The 19608-nt window shown below is 63.9% G+C and carries 16 protein-coding genes and 1 tRNA gene; 4 read left to right on the plus strand and 13 right to left on the minus strand.

Annotation, left to right across the window (positions count from 1 at the left end):
* Positions 1 to 50: 50 nt before the first annotated feature.
* From lon to AB7535_RS17770, 5 genes are all read right to left on the minus strand, one after another.
* Positions 51 to 2474, minus strand: a complete 2424-nt coding sequence (gene lon, locus AB7535_RS17750) for an endopeptidase La (RefSeq protein WP_028149034.1) — start codon at positions 2472 to 2474, stop codon at positions 51 to 53.
* Between the two features lie 324 nt (positions 2475 to 2798).
* Positions 2799 to 4070: an ATP-dependent Clp protease ATP-binding subunit ClpX gene (clpX, locus tag AB7535_RS17755; RefSeq protein ID WP_014494834.1), complete on the minus strand. Its 1272-nt coding sequence runs from the start codon at positions 4068 to 4070 to the stop codon at positions 2799 to 2801.
* 461 nt (positions 4071 to 4531) lie between these two features.
* Positions 4532 to 5164, minus strand: coding sequence for an ATP-dependent Clp protease proteolytic subunit (locus AB7535_RS17760; protein ID WP_063982958.1), 633 nt, complete (start codon positions 5162 to 5164; stop codon positions 4532 to 4534).
* 401 nt (positions 5165 to 5565) lie between these two features.
* Positions 5566 to 6927 (minus strand): trigger factor, encoded by a 1362-nt coding sequence (gene tig / locus AB7535_RS17765; protein WP_063982957.1) that lies wholly within the window; start codon positions 6925 to 6927, stop codon positions 5566 to 5568.
* Between the two features lie 174 nt (positions 6928 to 7101).
* Positions 7102 to 7186 (minus strand) — tRNA-Leu (locus AB7535_RS17770).
* A 154-nt stretch (positions 7187 to 7340) separates the two neighbouring features.
* On the opposite strand from AB7535_RS17770, the gene AB7535_RS17775 reads away from it, so the two are divergent.
* Positions 7341 to 8681 carry a multicopper oxidase family protein gene (locus AB7535_RS17775; protein WP_135215994.1) on the plus strand — a complete coding sequence of 447 codons (1341 nt, stop codon included), beginning with the start codon at positions 7341 to 7343 and terminating at the stop codon, positions 8679 to 8681.
* A gap of 5 nt (positions 8682 to 8686) precedes the next feature.
* On the opposite strand, the gene AB7535_RS17780 is transcribed toward AB7535_RS17775, so the two are convergent.
* Complete coding sequence (locus AB7535_RS17780) at positions 8687 to 9124, minus strand: GNAT family N-acetyltransferase (protein ID WP_439036706.1); 438 nt, start codon at positions 9122 to 9124, stop codon at positions 8687 to 8689.
* Positions 9124 to 10623 (minus strand): NAD(P)H-hydrate dehydratase, encoded by a 1500-nt coding sequence (locus AB7535_RS17785; protein WP_439036707.1) that lies wholly within the window; start codon positions 10621 to 10623, stop codon positions 9124 to 9126. The genes AB7535_RS17780 and AB7535_RS17785 overlap by 1 nt, the downstream gene beginning before the upstream one ends.
* Positions 10624 to 11006: 383 nt before the next feature.
* Between AB7535_RS17785 and AB7535_RS17790 the strand changes: the two genes are divergently transcribed.
* Both AB7535_RS17790 and glnA read left to right on the plus strand, forming a co-directional pair.
* Positions 11007 to 11345 (plus strand): P-II family nitrogen regulator, encoded by a 339-nt coding sequence (locus AB7535_RS17790; RefSeq protein ID WP_007603495.1) that lies wholly within the window; start codon positions 11007 to 11009, stop codon positions 11343 to 11345.
* Positions 11346 to 11497: 152 nt separating this feature from the next.
* Positions 11498 to 12907, plus strand: coding sequence for a type I glutamate--ammonia ligase (glnA, locus tag AB7535_RS17795; protein WP_063982953.1), 1410 nt, complete (start codon positions 11498 to 11500; stop codon positions 12905 to 12907).
* A gap of 114 nt (positions 12908 to 13021) precedes the next feature.
* Here glnA and AB7535_RS17800 read toward each other — a convergent pair whose 3' ends face one another.
* The 4 genes from AB7535_RS17800 to AB7535_RS17815 all read right to left on the minus strand — a co-directional run bounded on the left by AB7535_RS17800 (position 13022) and on the right by AB7535_RS17815 (position 16827).
* A complete protein-coding gene (locus AB7535_RS17800) occupies positions 13022 to 14155 on the minus strand; it encodes an asparaginase (RefSeq protein ID WP_135215991.1) in 1134 nt (377 codons plus the stop codon).
* A gap of 81 nt (positions 14156 to 14236) precedes the next feature.
* Positions 14237 to 14998 (minus strand): slipin family protein, encoded by a 762-nt coding sequence (locus AB7535_RS17805; protein ID WP_063982951.1) that lies wholly within the window; start codon positions 14996 to 14998, stop codon positions 14237 to 14239.
* Positions 14995 to 16398, minus strand: a complete 1404-nt coding sequence (locus tag AB7535_RS17810; protein WP_085400722.1) for an NfeD family protein — start codon at positions 16396 to 16398, stop codon at positions 14995 to 14997. Before AB7535_RS17810 ends, AB7535_RS17805 begins: the two co-directional genes overlap by 4 nt.
* 171 nt (positions 16399 to 16569) lie before the next feature.
* The gene (locus tag AB7535_RS17815; RefSeq protein WP_071913326.1) at positions 16570 to 16827 is read right to left on the minus strand and encodes a tautomerase family protein; all 258 of its coding nucleotides are present in this window, start codon (positions 16825 to 16827) and stop codon (positions 16570 to 16572) included.
* A gap of 151 nt (positions 16828 to 16978) precedes the next feature.
* Here AB7535_RS17815 and AB7535_RS17820 point away from each other — a divergent pair, with 151 nt between their 5' ends.
* Entirely contained in the window at positions 16979 to 17956 is a 978-nt protein-coding gene (locus AB7535_RS17820) for a GlxA family transcriptional regulator (RefSeq protein WP_071913321.1), read from the plus strand.
* A gap of 50 nt (positions 17957 to 18006) precedes the next feature.
* Here the strand turns inward: AB7535_RS17820 and AB7535_RS17825 are convergent, their stop codons facing one another.
* Positions 18007 to 18780, minus strand: a complete 774-nt coding sequence (locus AB7535_RS17825) for a gamma-glutamyl-gamma-aminobutyrate hydrolase family protein (protein WP_071913319.1) — start codon at positions 18778 to 18780, stop codon at positions 18007 to 18009.
* A 90-nt stretch (positions 18781 to 18870) separates the two neighbouring features.
* Positions 18871 to 19587 carry a hypothetical protein gene (locus AB7535_RS17830; RefSeq protein WP_135215990.1) on the minus strand — a complete coding sequence of 239 codons (717 nt, stop codon included), beginning with the start codon at positions 19585 to 19587 and terminating at the stop codon, positions 18871 to 18873.
* Positions 19588 to 19608: the final 21 nt, after the last annotated feature.

Genomic DNA, 19608 nt, shown 5'->3' on the forward strand with positions numbered 1-19608 from the left:
AAAACAAAAACGGCGCCCGAAGGCGCCGTTTTATCATCTTTCGCTGAACCTTAGTGAGCGGTCAGTCCGCCGGCGGCCTCGTCCCCGTCCGGCTTCACCGTCACCTTGGTGTCCTCTTCCCAGACGATCGGCACCGGCTTCTTCACCAAGGCCTTGGCGACGACGTCGTCCAGACGTGACACCGGGATGATCTCCATGCCGCCCTTGATCGCATCGGAAATCTCCGTGAGATCCTTGGCGTTATCCTCGGGGATCAGCACCGTCTTGATGCCGCCGCGGGCAGCGGCCAGCAGCTTCTCCTTCAGGCCGCCGATCGGCAACACACGGCCGCGCAGCGTGATCTCGCCGGTCATCGCGACATCGTGGCGGACCGGAATGCCGGTCATGACCGAGATGATCGCGGTGGCCATCGCCACGCCCGCCGACGGACCGTCCTTCGGCGTCGCGCCTTCCGGCACGTGCACGTGGATGTCGCGCCGGTCGAACAGCGGCGGCTCGATGCCGTAGACGATCGCACGCGAGCGCACGTAGGACGCCGCCGCCGAGATCGATTCCTTCATCACGTCGCGCAGATTGCCCGTGACCGTCATCTTGCCCTTGCCGGGCATCATGACGCCTTCGATGGTCAACAGCTCGCCGCCGACATCGGTCCAGGCAAGGCCCGTGACGATACCGACCTGCGGCTCGCTCTCGATCTCGCCGAAGCGGTACTTCGGCACGCCGAGCAACTCTTCCAGAGTCTTCTCGGTGACCTTGACCGACTTCTTCTTGGAGATCATCAGCTCCTTCACCGCCTTGCGGGCGAGTGTGGAGAGCTCACGCTCCAGATTACGCACGCCCGCTTCGCGGGTGTAGCGGCGGATCAACAGCAGCAGCGCGTCGTCGTCGATCGAGAACTCCTTGGAGTCCAGGCCGTGCTTGGACACCGCGTTCGGGATCAGATGCTTGCGTGCGATCTCGACCTTCTCGTTCTCGGTGTAGCCCGCGATCCGGATGATCTCCATGCGGTCCATCAGCGGCCCCGGAATATTGAGCGTATTCGCGGTCGTGATGAACATCACGTTGGACAGATCGTAGTCGACCTCGAGGTAGTGGTCGTTGAAGGTCCCGTTCTGCTCGGGGTCCAGGACCTCGAGCAGCGCCGAAGACGGATCGCCGCGGAAATCGGCGCCCATCTTGTCGATCTCGTCCAGCAGGAACAGCGGATTGGACGACTTCGCCTTCCGCATCGACTGGATGATCTTGCCGGGCATCGAGCCGATATAGGTGCGGCGGTGACCGCGGATCTCGGCCTCATCGCGCACGCCGCCGAGCGAGACGCGCACGAACTCACGTCCGGTCGCCTTCGCGATCGACTTGCCGAGCGAGGTCTTGCCGACGCCGGGCGGTCCGACGAGGCAGAGGATCGGGCCCGTCAGCTTGTTGGCGCGCGACTGCACCGCGAGATACTCGACGATACGGTCCTTGACCTTCTCCAGCCCGTAGTGATCGGCATCCAGAACCGCCTGCGCCGATTCCAGATCCTTCTTCACCTTGGACTTCTTGTTCCACGGGATCGACAGCAGCCAATCCAGATAGTTGCGCACGACGGTCGCTTCCGCGGACATCGGCGACATCTGGCGCAGCTTCTTCAATTCATGCTGCGCCTTCTCGCGCGCTTCCTTGGAGAGCTTGGTCTTGGAGATCTTCTCTTCGAGATCGGCGAGTTCGTCGCGACCGTCGTCGTCGCCGAGCTCCTTCTGGATCGCCTTCATCTGCTCGTTGAGATAATACTCGCGCTGGGTCTTCTCCATCTGGCGCTTGACGCGCGAGCGGATGCGCTTCTCGACCTGCAGCACCGAGATCTCGCTCTCCATCAGGCCCAGCACCTTCTCGAGGCGCGTGGTGACCGACAGCGTCTCCAGGATTTGCTGGCGATCCGCAATCTTGACGGCGAGATGCGAGGCAACGGTGTCGGCGAGCTTGGCGAAATCGGTGATCGCCTGCACGACCCCGACGACCTCGGCCGAGATCTTCTTGTTGAGCTTCACATAGCTCTCGAAATCGGACACGACCGAGCGCGACAGTGCCTCCGCCTCGACCGACTTCGCATCGGTGTCGGCGAGCGCAATCGCGGTCGCTTCGTAGTACTCGCTGCGATCGGTGTATTTCTGCACGCGCGCACGCTCGAGCCCTTCGACCAGCACCTTCACGGTGCCGTCGGGAAGCTTCAAGAGCTGAAGCACGCTGGCGAGCGTACCGGTCTCGTAAATGGCATCGGGCGCCGGATCATCGTCGGACGCGTTCTTCTGCGTCGCGAGCATGATCAGCGCGTCGTTCTTCATCACCTCTTCGAGCGCGCGGATCGACTTCTCGCGACCGACGAAGAGCGGAACGATCATGTGCGGGAAGACGACGATGTCGCGCAGCGGCAGCACGGGATAGGCGTGCGTTTCGCCATGGACGATGGTTGGCCGGGGTTTTGGATTAGTCATGGCCTTTTCCTTTTGCTTTACCCCCTTGCACGCAGCCCGCCATGCTCATGCGCAACCGCCACAAGGTGCCGAGGTGATCCACAAAACCGGCCTACCATTCTAAGGTTGGACCGGGCTTGCCGGATCGGAACTGAGGCGAATCTTGAAGAGAATTTTCGCTCGCCGTCGACATTAGGTGGCTATCGACCGGGGGGGTGTCAAGTCATTGAAAGACGCGCGCCATCAGGCGCTTACGCACGCGTATAAGCGACGCAACATCGGCTGCGGAGAACCATTCCGCAGCCGCTACTATCAAAGACGATTGGAGCGTTCCAGCGCCGCAAATCAGGCGCTGGCGTTCTCGACGGCGCGATCGGACCGATCGGCGTAGATGTAGAGCGGACGGGCCGTACCTTCCACGACTTCGCGCGAAATCACGACTTCTTCCACACCTTCCAGGCCCGGCAGGTCGAACATGGTCTCGAGCAGGATCGCCTCGAGGATCGAACGCAGACCACGCGCGCCGGTCTTGCGCTCGATCGCCTTGCGGGCGACCGCGCCAAGCGCCTCGTCGGCGAAGGTCAGCTCGATGTTCTCCATCTCGAACAGCCGCTGGTACTGTTTCACCAGCGCGTTCTTCGGCTCGGTGAGGATCTTCTTCAGCGAAGTCTCGTCCAGATCCTCGAGCGTCGCCACGACCGGCAGACGGCCGACGAATTCGGGGATGAGACCGTACTTCAGGAGGTCCTCAGGCTCGACGTGGCGGAAGATCTCGCCGGTACGGCGATCCTCCGGCGCGAGCACCTGGGCGGCGAAGCCGATCGAGGTCGACCGCCCGCGCGCCGAGATGATCTTCTCGAGGCCGGCGAACGCACCGCCGCAGATGAACAGGATGTTGGTGGTATCCACCTGCAGGAACTCCTGCTGCGGATGCTTGCGGCCGCCCTGCGGCGGGACCGAAGCCACCGTGCCTTCCATGATCTTCAGCAGCGCCTGCTGCACGCCCTCACCCGACACGTCGCGCGTGATCGAGGGATTGTCGGACTTGCGGCTGATCTTGTCGATTTCGTCGATGTAGACGATGCCGCGCTGGGCGCGCTCGACATTGTAGTCGGCGGCCTGGAGCAGCTTCAGGATGATGTTCTCGACGTCCTCGCCGACATAGCCGGCTTCGGTCAGCGTCGTGGCATCGGCCATCGTGAACGGCACGTCCAGGATGCGGGCGAGCGTCTGCGCGAGCAGCGTCTTGCCCGAACCGGTCGGACCGATCAGCAGGATGTTCGACTTCGCGAGCTCAACGTCGTTGTGCTTGGTCTGGTGGTTGAGGCGCTTGTAGTGATTGTGCACCGCGACCGACAGGACCTTCTTCGCATGGCTCTGGCCGATGACGTAATCGTCCAGGACCTTGCAGATTTCCTTCGGCGTCGGAATGCCGTCGCGCGACTTCACGAGCGAGGATTTGTTTTCCTCGCGGATGATGTCCATGCAGAGCTCAACGCACTCGTCGCAGATGAAGACCGTGGGACCCGCGATCAGTTTGCGGACTTCGTGCTGGCTCTTGCCGCAGAACGAGCAATACAGTGTGTTCTTGGAGTCGCTCGTGCCGACCTTACTCATTCATGTCTCCGTCCGCGGTTCGATCCCGCTCCGCTCGATCGCTCCATTCCGGCACGCATGCCGTATGAAGTTCAAATCGAGCAAATTCCGTACCAAAAAAGACCCTACGCGTTAGATCCCGTGCGAATCACGGTCACTCGATTCTCCGCGATCATAGCCGATCAATCGTAGCCAACCATGCTGTCACCCGACTATCAAGAATTCGCTAATCGAGGGGGCGCTGGCTACCCGTGACAATACCGTGATTTCACGTCTTGGCACGGACGAAGTGATCGAAATCGCCCCGGAGTTGCTGGATTGCCACGAAAAACAAGCACGAAAGCGGAACTTTCTGCCTGTCGCGGGGCGCAAGACTGTTTTTTGCGCCGCCGCGTAGTGCGCCGTTAACGTGAACGTCGCCCTGACGATCCCGAGAAATCCCCATAGGTATTCCAGGGATCGATGTTGCAGCCCCGTTCGCGTTACTGCGGTTTCGCCGCCGGCTCTTCGGCGCGCTTGTCGATGACCCTGTCGACCAGGCCGAACTCCTTGGCGTCGTTCGCGGTGAGGAACTTGTCGCGTTCCAGCGCGTCCTCGATCGTCTTGTAGGTCTGACCGGTGTGCTTCACGTAGATCTCGTTGAGCCGCTTCTTCAGGTTCAGGATTTCCTGCGCGTGCAGCATGATGTCGGTGGCCTGGCCCTGGAAGCCACCGGAGGGCTGATGCACCATGATGCGCGCGTTCGGCAGCGAGAAGCGCATGTCCTTCTCGCCGGCGCAGAGCAGCAGCGAGCCCATCGAGGCGGCCTGGCCCGTGCACAGCGTCGAGACCGGCGGGCGGATGAACTGCATGGTGTCGTAGATCGCAAGGCCCGACGTCACCACGCCGCCCGGCGAGTTGATGTACATCGAGATTTCCTTCTTCGGATTTTCCGCTTCAAGGAACAGGAGCTGCGCGACCACCAGCGTCGACATGCCGTCCTCGACCGGCCCGGTCAGGAAAATGATGCGCTCCTTCAACAGGCGCGAGAAGATGTCGTAGGCGCGCTCGCCACGGTTGGTCTGCTCGACCACCATGGGCACGAGGTTCATGTAGGTTTCAACCGGATCGCGCATGAGTCACCTAGGGTTTTAGGAGGCGGACATTGCCAGTCTTGGCTGCCAGTTTGGCTGGATTTGCCGGAAGGCCGATGGACGCCAGTGATGCAGGAAGTGGGTAGAGGTAGAACGCTTGGTATAAGACTTGGGTACAGGGCGTACCGACAGATATAGCCCAATTCGCGCCAGACAAGTGCGGAGCGAATTAAGGCTTAATCCACGGGGCACTTGAAGCTGATTCTCGCAAACAGGCCCAGCCAGCCAGTTGGCTAGCCGGGCCCCTTTGCTGATCATCCTTAATGGAAGGCTTTCCTAGAGCCCCGTTCCGATTGAATCGGAACGGGGCTCTAGATTCTAAGTTTGACGCGTTTTCTTTACGCGAACCGGTATCCACTTCGCTCGAAAACGCTCTAGAGCCTTCAGGCTGCGGTCTTTTCCGCGTCCTCGTCCTTGTAGAGGTCCTCGCGCGAGACCTTCTTCTCGGTCACGTTGGCGAGCTCGAGGATGAAGTCGACGACCTTGTCCTCGTAAATCGGTGCACGAAGCTGGGCCAGCGCCTGGGCGTTGCTGCGGTAATAGTCCCAGACTTCCTTCTCGCGGCCCGGCATCGAGCGAGCGCGCTCGATCACGGCGCGGCCGACCTCGTCGTCGGTCACGGTGATCTTGTTCTTCTCGCCGATCTCGGACAGCACGAGGCCGAGCCGAACGCGGCGGTCGGCGATCTTGCGGTACTCGTCCTTGGCCTTGTCTTCGGTGGTATCCTCGTCCGCGAAGGTCTTGCCGGCCGAATCCATCTCGGCCTTGACCGAGTTCCACATCAGATTGAACTCCTCGTCGACGAGCGACGGCGGCGCTTCGAAGCGATGCGCCTCGTCGAGGCGGTCGAGCAGCGCACGCTTGACGCGCTGGCGCGTCGCGCCGGCGAACTCGGCAGCCAGACGCTCGCGCGCGGCTTCCTTCAGCTTGTCCAGCGATTCGAGGCCCAGCGTCTTGGCGAACTCGTCATCGATCGCGACGTCCTGCGGCGCCTCGATCGAGGTCGCGGTGGTCTCGAACTCGGCCGGCTGGCCGGCGAGCTTGTCGTTCATGTAGTTCTTGGGGAACGACACTTTCAGCGTGCGCGTCTCGCCCGCGCCGATGCCGGTGAGCTGCTCCTCGAAGCCGGGGATGAAGGTATTGGAACCGATCGCTACCTGGATGCCCTCGCCGGTGCCGCCCTCGAAGACTTCGCCGTTGATGGTGCCCTTGAAGTTGATGGTGACGCGGTCGCCCGACTCGGCCTTGGCGCCCTCGGCCTTGGCCGCATAGCCGCGGTTGCTGTCGGCGATGCGCTTGATGGCTTCGTCGACATCGGTGTCGGACACGTCAGCGACGGGCTTCTCGACCTGGAAGCTCTTGAAGTCGGCGAGCGCGATCGCGGGCACCACTTCGATCGCGACCGTGTAGGTCAGATCGGTCTTGCCGTTGAGCAGTTCCTCGACCTCGGCCTGCTCGCTCGGCATGGTGATCTTCGGCTCGGTCGCAAGCTTGAAGCCACGGTCGGAGAACAGCTGCGTGTTGGTGTCGCGGATGGTCTGGTCGATGGTCTCGGCCATCACCGAGCGGCCATAGACCTTCTTCAGGTGAGCGACCGGCACCTTGCCGGGGCGGAAGCCGTTGATGCGGACCTTGTCCTTGAGATCGACGAGTTTGGCACCAGCCTTGGCGTCGAGATCAGACGCGGGAACGCTGATCTTGAACTCGTGCTTCAAACCTTCCGAGAGGGTTTCTGTGACCTGCATGGCGTCCAATCTTCTTCTCGCTCGGCCCCGGCACGCATGCGTCGGGACGCTGTCATTAATCGAACCGGCGCGAGGCAAGACGCCTCAACGCCGGTGGTTCATCGGACCACTTCCGCCGGAAACACTCCGTGAGGAAGCAGCCCTTCGGTAATCCGTGCAAACGCTGAAAGCGCTTGGTGCGGGCGGAGGGACTCGAACCCCCACAACTTTCGTCACTGGAACCTAAATCCAGCGCGTCTACCAGTTCCGCCACGCCCGCGTGAATTTGCATCAAGACCGGCCGCGATGCCGCGGGCGGCCGGGCTTATAGCATGTGCCTGACTGTTCGCAGCAAAAAAATGGCCCGATAGAGTCAGGCTTTAAGTAGGCGCGACGGCTGGACTTATCCAGCGCTTCATGGTCCGCATCAAGCCATGAAAACGCGGATCTCTGACCCGACCCGGCGTGAGGTTTTGGCCGGACTTGGAGCTGGACTTGGAGCCGGACTTGGAGCCGGACTTGGAGCCTCCGCGGCCGGGCTGATCGCCGGCGGCGCAACCCCCGCTGTCACCGCCCAGCTCGCCCTGCAGGCAAGGCCGGCAACCCTGGCGCTCAGGCCGGGTCAGCCGGCGACACCGATCTGGGAGCTGGCCGCCGTAAGCCATATCGGGAACGTCCGTCTCAAGCGAGGCGACCGCTGCGAGGTGGTCTTCCGGAACGACCTGCCTGTCCCGCTTGCGCCAGTCTGGTACGGCCTGAATGGCCCGGCCGGGGCCGACCCGTTGCGAGGGCGTACGCCGACTGCGCCGAATGTGACTGAAACCTCAATTGTTTCAATACCAAACGCAGGAACTCTGGCAGCCGACTTCCGTCTCTTCGAAGACGGTCTGAAGCTGCCCGCGCGCCCGCTTCCGATCATCGCCGGCGAGACAAATCGCGTCCCTGTCGACCGCGACGAGGTCCTGTTGATCGAGGAATGGCGCCTGCGGCCGGATGGGACCGCGCTTCCGCCCGGCCGCGTTCCCGAGGACACGACACCGCTCTTCACGCTCAATGGGCGGACTTCATTCGAACTCTCAGCGGCGGCCGGCGAGCGGCTGCGGCTGCGCTTTATCAACGGCTCGCAACGTTCTGTTCTGGCGATCAAATTGGAAGGCCACGAGGTCCAGGTGATGGCCCTCGACGGACAGCCGGCCGAGCCATTCCCGGCGCGCAACGGCGCCCTGGTGCTCGCCCCCGGCGCACGCGCCGACGCCTTCGTGGACGCGGCCACATCGGCCCCATTCCTGTTGCATGACGGCAAGGAGGCGCGCCAGGTCGGGAGCCTCACGATATCAGGCAAGCTCGAGCGGCGCGCGCCGCTGCTGCCACCACAGCCGCTCCCCCTGAACGACCTCCCCGAGAAGCTCGACCTCAAAGGCGCCCTGCGGTTCGATGTCGCGCTCGGCGCGCCCGACGCCGGCTGGGCACGGCCTGCAAGCTTCTCCGTCTCCTCCAATCCGGCCTTCCGCGCCAGGACCGGCCGCACCGTCGTGCTGGCCCTCAAGAACCCCGGACCGGCCACGATCGTGTTTCACCTGCACGGCCATCATTTTCGCCTGCTCGACAAGCTCGACGACGGCTGGAAGCCCTACTGGCTCGACACGCTCGCAATCGAGCCCGGCCAAACCCAGCGCATCGCATTCGCGGCGACCTCACCCGGACCCTGGCTGATCGAATCCGTCGTGACCGACTGGGCCGCGCCGCGGCTGGTGCGCTGGTACGGGGTGGAGTGAGCGACTTACCGGCGCGTCCAGAGGTAGCGAGCGTCGGGCTCCCGCTCCTCGTTCCGCGCCCCGTCGGTCTGCTCAACCAGTGCGAACCCGCGCGCCTCATAGAAGCGCCGCGCCGGCGCGTTGCGCTCGAAGGTCCAGAGCTCCAGCTGGTCGCTGGCCCGCTTGGCGACATCGAGGAGTTCTGTGCCGACGCCGCACGCCTGGGCGGCGGGAAGCACATAGAGCTGCTCGACCCAACCTTCGCGGAAGGCGATGATCCCGCTCAGGACGCCATCATCGAACCGTCCCCACACACGGCACGTCGTGAAAACGCGCTCGCGGTAGAACCAGCTGTCCTCGTCAGGTGTGTGCAGCCCAACGAGCCACGGCATCGCCCGGTCAAACGCAATCCGATGGACCTGCGCGGCCTCGCCCATATCGGTGAGTGCGAGCAGCCTGAGCACTAGTACTCCACCCCGAGCGCATTATAGATCCGCCGGTGCACGGCCGGCAGCGTCTCGGTCAGGTCCTCCGCGATCAGGCCGGGCCCCGCCTCGCTTCCCGCCTCGCCATGCATCCAGACGCCGATGCTGGCGGCTTCGAAGGCCGGCACGCCCTGCGCCAGAAGTCCTGCGATGATGCCGGCGAGCACGTCGCCGGCGCCGGCGGTGGCGAGCCAGGGCGGCGCGTTGGCGGCGATGGTGGCGCGCCCGTCGGGCGCGGCGATGGTGGTATCCGGCCCCTTCAGCAGCACGACCGCACCACAGCGCTCGGCGGCGGCGCGGACGCGCTCCAGCTTCGAGCGGCCCGGATGTTTGTTGCTGAGGTCGGAGAACAGGCGCGGAAATTCACCCTCGTGCGGCGTCAGCACGACCGCACTGTCCTCAGAGGACTTGATCGATTCAAACAGCCGCTCGGGGTTTGCGGCAAAGCTCGTCAGCGCATCCGCGTCCAGCACCAGATGCCGCTGCGCGTGAAGCGCCGTGTGGACCAGATCGCAGGTGCGATCGCCGACGCCCGCGCCGGGTCCGATCAGACAGGTGTTGTAGCGCTTGTCGCCGAGCAACGCGCCGAATTCGACCGCTGTGTCGCAGGCCCGAACCATCACCGCGGTGAGCGCGCTGGCATTGATCGCGAGCGCATCGCGCGGGGTCGCCAGCGTCACGAGGCCGGCTCCGGCCCGCAAAGCGCCACGGGCGGCGAGCCGCGCTGCGCCAGTCGCGGCGGCATCGCCCGAGACCGCCAGCACGTGGCCCCGTGCGTATTTATGGCCGTCGATGCGCGGCACCGGAAAGGCGGTGCCCCAGAAATCCGGATCGTTCTCGAAGGTCCGCGGCGCGATCTCGTCCAGCACCTGTGCGTCGATGCCGATGTCGGCGACGCGCACGTGGCCGCAATGCATCCGGCCGGGCAGCAGCAAATGCGCCGGCTTCTTGCGGAAGAAGGTGACGGTCTCGGTGGCGTTCACCGCCGCACCCATCAAAGCTGCGCTGGTGCCGTTGATGCCGCTCGGCAGGTCGACCGCGAGCACCGGGGCGCCGTTGGCGTTGATCGCTTCGATCATCGCATGCGCCTCGCCGTCGACCGGGCGACTGAGGCCCGCGCCGAACAGCGCATCGATGATCAGCGCGGGCTTGCCGATCGCCTGCGGATTGAACGGCAGCACCGGGTGCTTCCAGCCGCGCGCCGCGGAGGCCGCGTCACCCTGGAGCTGGTCGCGCTCGCACATCAGGATCACCGAGACGTCGCGCCCTTGCGCGGCGAGCTCCGCGGCTGCGACAAAACCGTCGCCGCCATTGTTGCCGGGACCGGCCACGATCAGGATCGGCCCCCCCTCCACCAGCGCATTGGCGGCCTCCGCGACCGCCTGCCCCGCGCTGAGCATCAGCTTGAAGCCGGGCGTGCCTGCCGCAATACTGAGCTGGTCGGCACGCTGCATTTCAGCGTTGGTCAGAACTTCCATGCCACTTCCCTGGTCCAAACGCCTTTTCAACAGGCACGTTCCGTACAGGCCCACCCGGCAGAACAACGATTTGCACAGATATTGAACCGATTGCCTATTTCGTAGTCTGCGGTATTTTGAGCCAGTCGGCTCCACCTATCAGAGATGCGCGTTAAAAGGCTGATAACGCTCCAATAATCAGGGCATTTGCAACTTGGCATAGACCCTGCTTTCGAGGAAGCCGCTTCGGTTCGTCGTGCTCACTGGCAATCTATCAGGGTGTGGCCGGCCGTTGTTGCCGGGCTGGTCAGGCATCCCGGCATAGCGAAGACAAGATCGTGCGTTAAGAAAAGCGCATCCTGACGAAGACGTTGCTATTTGATCGAAAGGCCGGGAGGCGCGCAGTGAAGAAAATCGAAGCCATCATCAAGCCATTCAAGCTCGACGAGGTGAAGGAAGCGCTTCAGGAAGTCGGCCTGCAAGGCATCACCGTGACCGAGGCCAAGGGCTTTGGCCGGCAGAAGGGCCACGCCGAGCTTTACCGCGGCGCAGAATACATCGTCGATTTCCTCCCCAAGGTGAAGATCGAGATCGTGATCGGCGACGATCTGGTCGAGCGCGCCATCGACGCGATCCGCCGCGCCGCGCAGACCGGGCGCATCGGCGACGGCAAGATTTTCGTCTCCAATATCGAAGAGGCGATCCGCATCCGGACCGGCGAATCCGGGCTGGACGCTATCTGAGCCGGGTGCTATCCCGCATTTTGCGACACTCCGACAAGAAAAAGGCTGCTTCGGCGGCCTGATTTTGTTTGTGCGCTCGCGCGCGAACTCGCCAAAAGCGAGAACAATCTTGCTCACCTGGAAACCGACCCGCAGAGCCAAAAGGGGTATGCATGAAGACCGCCAAAGACGTCCTGAAATCGATCAAGGACAACGACGTCAAATACGTCGACCTGCGCTTCACCGATCCGCGCGGCAAGTGGCAGCACGTGACGTTCGACATCAGCATGATCGATGAGGACATTTTCGCCGAAGGGACGATGTTCGACGGCTCCTCGATCGCCGGCTGGAAGGCGATCAACGAGTCCGACATGTGCCTGATGCCGGATCCGGTGACCGCGACGATCGACCCGTTCTTCGCCGAGACCACCATGGTCATCACCTGCGACGTGCTCGAGCCGACCACCGGCGAGCCCTACAACCGCGACCCCCGCGGCATCGCCAAGAAGGCCGAGGCCATGGTGAAGTCGATGGGCGTGGGCGACAGCGTGTTCGTCGGCCCCGAAGCCGAGTTCTTCGTGTTCGACGACGTGCGCTTCTCCGCCAACCCCTACAACACCGGCTTCCGTCTCGACTCCTCGGAGCTGCCGACCAACTCCGACACCGAATATGAAGGCGGCAATCTCGGCCACCGCGTCCGCACCAAGGGCGGCTACTTCCCGGTGCCGCCGCAGGACTCCGTGCAGGACATGCGCTCCGAAATGCTCGGCGCCATGGCCAAGATGGGCGTCAAGGTCGAGAAGCATCACCACGAAGTCGCGTCCGCCCAGCACGAGCTCGGCATGAAGTTCGACACGCTGACGCTGATGGCCGACCACATGCAGATCTACAAGTACTGCATCCACCAGGTCGCGCACATCTACGGCAAGACCGCCACCTTCATGCCGAAGCCGGTCTATGGCGACAACGGCTCGGGCATGCACGTGCACCAGTCGATCTGGAAGGACGGCAAGCCGGTGTTCGCCGGCAACAAGTACGCCGACCTGTCGGAGACCTGCCTTCACTACATCGGCGGCATCATCAAGCACGCCAAGGCGATCAACGCCTTCACCAACCCGTCGACCAACTCCTACAAGCGTCTGGTCCCGGGCTATGAGGCTCCCGTGCTGCTCGCCTACTCCGCGCGCAACCGCTCGGCCTCCTGCCGCATCCCCTACACCGCTTCGCCGAAGGCCAAGCGTGTCGAGGTGCGCTTCCCCGATCCGCTCGCCAATCCCTATCTCGGCTTCGCCGCGATGCTGATGGCCGGCCTCGACGGCATCAAGAACAAGATCGATCCGGGTCCGGCGATGGACAAGGACCTCTACGACCTGCCGAAGGAAGAGCTGAAGCAGATCCCGACGGTGTGCGGCTCGCTCCGCGAGGCGCTCGAAAACCTCGACAAGGACCGCGGCTTCCTCAAGAACGGCGGCGTGTTCGACGACGACTTCATCGACAGCTACATCGAGCTGAAGATGACCGAGGTCGAGCGCTTCGAAATGACCCCGCACCCGGTCGAGTTCGACATGTACTATTCGGGCTAAGCGGCCCAAACTCTCTGCGACAAGCAAAAGGCGCTCCGCGAGGAGCGCCTTTTCGTTTTGGGGAGTCGCAGGGTGGATTACGCTAACCCACCCTGCAGGACACGACGCGCCCAATCACCACGTTGCAGTGAAGGCGCGCTGGAGCTCGGCCGGAGCCGTAACCCCGCCCGCGATCAGCAATTGAGTGAGAACACGGGCCTTCTGCGGATTGAGGTCCTCGGACACGACGAACCCGTTCTTGTCGTCGTCAACCTCGACATTCCGGGTGACGAAGCCGGATCGGACCCGCGTCGAGCGGACGACGATGACGCCCTTCTTCGCCGCCGCTTCGAGCGCATCGAGGGCCTGCTTCGACGTGTTGCCGTCGCCGACGCCGGCCAGCACGATGCCCTTGGCGCCGTGCGAAATGGCGTCCTCGATCGGAACGGCGTCCATGTTGGCATGCGAGTAGACGATCTCGACGCGCGGCAATTGCTCGCCCGCCGGGAGCGGATAGGTCGTGCGCTTGCCGGCGGCCTGGGTCATGAAACGGATGCCGCCGGCGGTGTCGACATAGCCGATCGGGCCGTCATTGGGGGAGCTGAACGTCTCGATGCTCGTGGTGTTGGTCTTGGTGATCGAGCGGGCGCTTTGGATCTTGTCGTTCAGCACGGCCATCACGCCGCGGCCGCGAGAGCGCGGATCGGCCGCCACCTGCACCGCTTCGTACAGATTGCCGGGGCCGTCCGCACTCACCGCCGTGGCCGGACGCATCGAACCGACGATCACCACCGGCTTGTCGCCGCGCACGACATTGTCGAGAAAGAACGCGGTCTCCTCGAGCGTATCCGTGCCGTGGGTGATGAGGATTCCATCGGCTTCATTCTTGTCGAAGGCGTCTTGGATGCGGCGGGCCAGGGCAAACCAGACCTTGTCGTTCATGTCCTGGGATCCGATCGACGAAATCTGCTCAGCGTTCAGCTTCGCGAGCTTGTCCAGGCCCGGTACCGACTGCATCAACTGCTCCCCGGTGATCTGGCCGGATTTGTACGCGCCGGTCGCGCGCGCGTCGGCCTGGCCTGCGATGGTACCTCCCGTCGCAAGCACGAGAATGCGCGGCAGGCTAGCCGCCGTCGCGTCCTTGCCCGGCTCTGCGGCCTGCGCCGCATCGATCCCCCACGACCAAAGTGCGAGGGCGACCAGCGGGACGGTGAGCATCAATGTCCGATTTCGGCGGCGGCTTGCTGGTCTGGCGGCATGCTTCATCATCGAATTCTCCTCCCGTTTAAGTTGGGAGCAATATTCGACACCTCCATTTGGGCCGAAGATGGGTCATCCTGCCGCTGATGGCTACGGGTTGTCGCGCCGCGGCACAAAATGGTCGAGCAGGCCCGTCGGCAGCGGAAAGACGATGGTCGACGACCGTTCGCCCGCGATGTCGTGCAGGGCCGCGAAATAACGTAGTTGCATCGCCTGAGGCTCCTGCGCGAGAATCCGGCCGGCCTCGACGAGCTTTTCGGCAGCCTGCTGCTCGCCCATCGCATTGATCACCTTGGCCCGCCGCAACCGCTCCGCCTCGGCCTGTTTAGCAATCGCGCGCACCATGGTTTCATTGAGATCGACGTCCTTGATCTCGATGCCGGTGACCTTGATGCCCCAGACGTCGGTCTGCTTGTCGAGGATCTCCTGGATGTCCGCGTTCAACCTGTCGCGCTCGGCGAGCATCTCGTCGAGCTCGTGCTTGCCGAGCACCGAGCGCAAGGTGGTCTGGGCGAGCTGGCTGGTCGCGGCCATGTAGTCGCCGACCTTGATGATGGCCCGTTCGGGGTCGACGATGCGGAAGTACAGAACGGCGTTGACCTTGACGGAGACGTTGTCCCGCGAAATCACGTCCTGCGGCGGCACGACCTGCACCATCACCCGCAGATCCACCTTCACCAGTTGCTGCACGATCGGAATGAGGATGATGAGGCCCGGGCCCTTCACGCCGGTAAAGCGGCCGAGCGTAAAGATGACGCCACGCTCGTACTCGCGCAGGATTCGAATAGCCTGGGACAGGAACATGATGACAAGCAACGCGAGCGCCGCATAGGTCAGATATTCCAGCATCATGATGTACCTCCCTCGCCTGTTGGTGCGCGCCGTATCAGCAGCGTCAGGTCGACGATGTTGGCGACTTCGACCGTCTCTCCAGGCTTGAACGTTTCGGCGCCGCGCGCCTGCCAGCGCTCACCATGGGCGAAGACATGACCTTCGTTCCCATTCCAGTCGAGAACCTCGGCGGGCAAGCCTCGCATGGCCTGCGCGCCGACCAGTGCAGGAGCCCTGCCGACGCGCCGAAGCGAACCGAGCACGACGAGCGCAAAGCCGGCGAACACTGCTGCGGTGATGCCGATCACCCACCACGACAGGTGGTAGCCCGGCGCCTCGCCCCTGAAAAGCATCAGCGCTCCCAGCACGAACGCGATGATCCCTCCGAGCCCGATTACCACGGTCGGGTTGAAGGCTTCGATGGTGAGAAGCACGAGTCCAACCAACATCAGGGCGAGGCCGGCATAATTGATCGGCAGCAGATTGAGCGCATAGAGGCCGATCAGCAGGCAGATCGCGCCGACGACTCCGGGGGCGACGGCTCCAGGAGACATGAACTCGAAGATCAAGCCGTAGATGCCGACCATCAGGAGAATGAACGCCACGTTCGGATCGGTGATCACCGCCAGGAAGCGGGATATCGGTCCGGGATCGATGGCTTCAACGACGGCATCCTTTGTCACCAGGCGTTGCGTCTTGCCGCCTGCGACCTCGACCACGCGACCATCGATCTGCCTCAGCAATTCAGCCTGATCGCGCGCGACGAGATCGATGGCATGAGCCTCTAGCGCGGCGTTCGCAGAGAGCGTGGCAGCCTCACGGACCGCCTTCTCCGCCCAGTCCACATTGCGGTTGCGCAGCTCCGCAAGGCTGCGGATGAAGGCAACCGCATCATTGGTCGCCTTTGCCGTCATGGCATCCTTGGGCTGATCCTTGGACTCGCTCTGCTGGTCACCGTCCTTCTTGTCCTTGCCGCCCTTGTCCGCCGGTCCGCTCGGAAGACCCGGCAGCGGCCCGCCGATCTGCACCGGCGTCGCGGCGCCAATATTGGTGCCCGGCGCCATCGCCGCGATGTGGGTCGCATAAAGGATATAGGTCCCCGCGCTCGCCGCGTGGGCGCCGGAGGGAGCGACGTAACCGACGACAGGGATCGGCGAGGCCAGCACATCCGCGATGATCTCGCGCATGCTGGAATTGAGGCCGCCGGGCGTGTTCAGTCTCAGGAGCACGACCTCGGCACGCCGTTCGCTTGCCTTGGCCAAAGCCTCCTTCACGTAGCTGGCCGACGCAGGGCCTATGGCTCCGTCGATCGAAACGATCAATGCAAGACGGCCGTTCTCCTCCGCTGAGCTGGGAAGGAGGCAGCAGATCAAAGCCACGACGCCAATCGCCGCAACGAGGGCCGCCTTCATGGTCTGCACGGCAGGGCTCCCTTGCAGAACATATGGTGGGCGTCTTGCGAACCTCAATGCGGCCGCGTGCAGGCCATGGTCGTGATTGTGCGATGCAATGGAAATCGCCCCGCAGATCGATTGAGCACAGGGCGGTGGCGAACCATGCCTTGGGCTGGTCCGCCCGCGCACGCTGCGCTGCTACGGCCGTCGGACCCGCACGCCATCCGCGCCGATCGTGCCGAACATGCCGGCGATGATCTCAGGCGTCGGCTGCATGCCGCCCAGCGACCAGTGCGCCGGCTCCTGCTCCTCGATCCTGACCCAGACGTTGCGGCGGAAATCCGGGTTGCCCTGCCCTTCGACCTCGACCAGGAGATCGGTGACGCGTTCGAGCAGGGTCTTCTTTTGCCCGGCATCCAGGATGCCGCGGACGGTGGAAATGGTGACGTAAGGCATGTCTCTCTCCAATGATGTCGTGTGACGACGGCACGAGACTGGACCTGACAGCGCCGGCAAGGCAGTGGCGGATGAGACAGAGATCGGGCAATTTCCGCCACGCAGCCCCGCGCCGATCGGCTAGGATCGCCGCGCCTGTCCTGGAGGTCTCATGAAGCTCGCAATTCTGGCGCTGGAAGGCTGCATGCATTCGGCGATCGCCGGGGTCGCCGACATCCTGTCGCTCGCCAATCACGTGATGCAGCAGAGCGGTGCGAAAACGCGCTTCGCCTGGGAGGTGCTTTCGCTCGACGGCAAGCCGGTGCGCGCCGGCGGCGGCCAGATGGTCGCCGTCGATGGCGCGGTCGGCAAACGCGGTCGCTTCGACGCGATCCTCGTCCCCGGCAACCTCGTCGATCACGTCACGGCGGAACGCCTGCAACCGCAATATGCCCGCGCCGGCGCCTGGCTTCGGCAGCAGCATGCGAGCGGCCGGCTGATCGGCGCATTCTGCAGCGGCGTGTTCCTGCTTGCAGGCAGCGGCCTGCTCGACCACCGCCGCGCCACCATCACCTGGTGGCTGCAAGGCGAGCTGCGGCAGCGCCATCCCACCATCGACCTCGCTGCCGACGCCGTCATCACCGTCGCGGACCGCATCGTCTGCGCGGCCGGACCAATGTCGTGGGTCGACCTCCTGCTCAGGCTGATCGAGATGGTCGACGGCAAGGAGATTGCAAAGCTCTGCGCGGACTACGTCGTCATCGACACCGCGCAACGCACCCAATCGATCTTCATGCCCATCGGCTATTTGCTGTCGCAGGACCCGCTGCTGACCAGGGCCGACCTGCTGGTTCGGCGCACCGGCAAGAGCCCGATGACGGTCAAGCGCCTCGCCGATGCGCTCGGCCTCAGCGAGCGCACGCTGAACCGGAAGTTCCAGGAGCTCACGCGCGAGCCGCCGCAAGCCTTCATCATGCGTCGCCGCGTCGAGCACGCGCGCACGCTGCTGGAGACGACGGCGCAGCCGATCAAGACCATCGCACGCACGGCCGGCTATGAGGACGAGAGCAGCTTTCGCAAGGCGTTTCGCAAGCTAACCCTGATGTCGCCGCAGGCCTATCGCGCAAGACGGATGGTGCAGACGGCGTAAGCCGCGAAACCAAGGCGCCGTTCAGTCGAGGGCTGCGAGCGAGCTTCTTGCTACGCCGCCGCGCGCTGGCGCACAACCATCGCCTCGCCGAACGCCTCGAACAGCTTGCGGTTGATCGGATTGCGCTGCGGGTCGTATTCGGCGTGCCATTGTACGCCGAGCGCGAAGGTCGGGGCTTCCGCGATGCGGATCGCCTCGATGGTGCCGTCCTCGGCGACGCCCTCGATCAGCACGCGCTTGCCGGGATCGAGAATGCCCTGGCCATGCAGCGAATTGACCCTGATCTTCTCGCAGCCGAGCAGTTTTGCGAACGCGCCGCCCGGCGTGAGGTCGACGTCGTGACGGTCGGCGAACACCACGGTCGGATCGGGATGAATCTCGCCGTTCTCGAGCCTGGGCATGCGGTGGTTCATGCGGCCGGGGATCTCGCGGATCTCCGGATGCAGCGAGCCGCCGAAGGCGACGTTCATCTCCTGCAGGCCCCGGCAGATGCCGAACAGCGGAATGCCGCGGGACACGCAGGCGACCGACAGCGCCAGCGCCACCTCGTCGCGGTGGATGTCGTAGGGCTCGTGCCGCTCGCACGGATCGACATTGAAACGGGTCGGATGGACGTTGGCGCGGGCGCCGGTGAGCACGATCCCGTCGACCACATCGAGCAGCGCGCCGATATCGGTGATGTCGGGCGCTCCCGCAAACATCATCGGCAGGCCGCCGGAAACCTCGGCCACAGCGCGCAAATTGCGCTCGCCGACCATCTGGACCTGAAATCGATTTTCGACGCGATGGGCGTTCCCGATCACGCCGACGACCGGCTTTCTCATCTCCCGTTCCGACCTCCCGCGTAAGAAGATTCTCCAAACATGCCCTCGGGATGGAACAAATTCAACAGAAGGGATCGCGGGACGGCAATGCTATTTTCGCGCAAATGCCTCCCGGGCCTCGGTTGTCCCCACGACGGGCAGGCCGGCGGCCTTCAGCGCGGTTGCCGCCACGTCGCCCGGCGTGGCCAGCCAGGGCAATTTCGCCTCGATTCCGCGCGTCACGGGCTCCCCGAGCACCCCGCCGAAATCGATCGGCCAAAACCCGTTGGGTACCACCTCGGCGGTGAGGCCGCGGACGGCGTAGCCGTCGCCCAGAACCGTATCCGCATGGTCGCCGGCGACAAGGCGCGCGGTCTTGGGGTCTTTGGGATCGCCAAAGCTCACGAGCACGGGGACCAGCTCCCCCTGCACCGGGACAATGCCGGCCTGCCGGCTGATGTCGTTGAACGAGACGCGGTTGCCGCGCGCGGCGCCATAGGCACGGAGCGCGACATAGTTGATGTCGTCGAGGTCGAGCTTGCCGCCCTGCTGATGCGCCAGCAATGCCACCAGGTTCTTGCCTTTGCCGCCGTCTTGGCCGAGATCGACGAACACGGCCTCCCCGCGCATCGTGGTGCGGCCGCCGCGGTTATAGTTGCGGTCAGGCACCACGGCGAGAACACCGGACCCCGTCTTGATCCCGTCAGGCGTCGTCACCTCAACCGTGAGGCGGTATTTGTGGCCGGGCCGGTTGATCCGGATCTGGTCACCGATCACGATCACGGCCAGAAGCCCCAGCAGACCGGCCCATTTGCTGATGAAACTCAAGCGCCCCCCACCTGTTTTCTC

Origin of the sequence: Bradyrhizobium sp. 956_D2_N1_4, from assembly GCF_052076025.1 — a bacterium.
GTDB lineage: Bacteria > Pseudomonadota > Alphaproteobacteria > Rhizobiales > Xanthobacteraceae > Bradyrhizobium > Bradyrhizobium barranii.

Excerpts from the sequence above, each read along its gene's own strand:
- AB7535_RS17805 (WP_063982951.1), bottom strand. The coding sequence starts at position 14,998 with ATGATGCTGGAATATCTGACCTATGCGGCGCTCGCGTTGCTTGTCATC.
- glnA (WP_063982953.1), top strand. The coding sequence starts at position 11,498 with ATGAAGACCGCCAAAGACGTCCTGAAATCGATCAAGGACAACGACGTC.
- lon (WP_028149034.1), bottom strand. The coding sequence starts at position 2,474 with ATGACTAATCCAAAACCCCGGCCAACCATCGTCCATGGCGAAACGCAC.
- AB7535_RS17775 (WP_135215994.1), top strand. The coding sequence starts at position 7,341 with ATGAAAACGCGGATCTCTGACCCGACCCGGCGTGAGGTTTTGGCCGGA.
- AB7535_RS17785 (WP_439036707.1), bottom strand. The coding sequence starts at position 10,623 with ATGGAAGTTCTGACCAACGCTGAAATGCAGCGTGCCGACCAGCTCAGT.
- AB7535_RS17760 (WP_063982958.1), bottom strand. The coding sequence starts at position 5,164 with ATGCGCGATCCGGTTGAAACCTACATGAACCTCGTGCCCATGGTGGTC.
- AB7535_RS17820 (WP_071913321.1), top strand. The coding sequence starts at position 16,979 with ATGAAGCTCGCAATTCTGGCGCTGGAAGGCTGCATGCATTCGGCGATC.
- AB7535_RS17800 (WP_135215991.1), bottom strand. The coding sequence starts at position 14,155 with ATGATGAAGCATGCCGCCAGACCAGCAAGCCGCCGCCGAAATCGGACA.
- AB7535_RS17815 (WP_071913326.1), bottom strand. The coding sequence starts at position 16,827 with ATGCCTTACGTCACCATTTCCACCGTCCGCGGCATCCTGGATGCCGGG.
- clpX (WP_014494834.1), bottom strand. The coding sequence starts at position 4,070 with ATGAGTAAGGTCGGCACGAGCGACTCCAAGAACACACTGTATTGCTCG.
- tig (WP_063982957.1), bottom strand. The coding sequence starts at position 6,927 with ATGCAGGTCACAGAAACCCTCTCGGAAGGTTTGAAGCACGAGTTCAAG.
- AB7535_RS17825 (WP_071913319.1), bottom strand. The coding sequence starts at position 18,780 with ATGAGAAAGCCGGTCGTCGGCGTGATCGGGAACGCCCATCGCGTCGAA.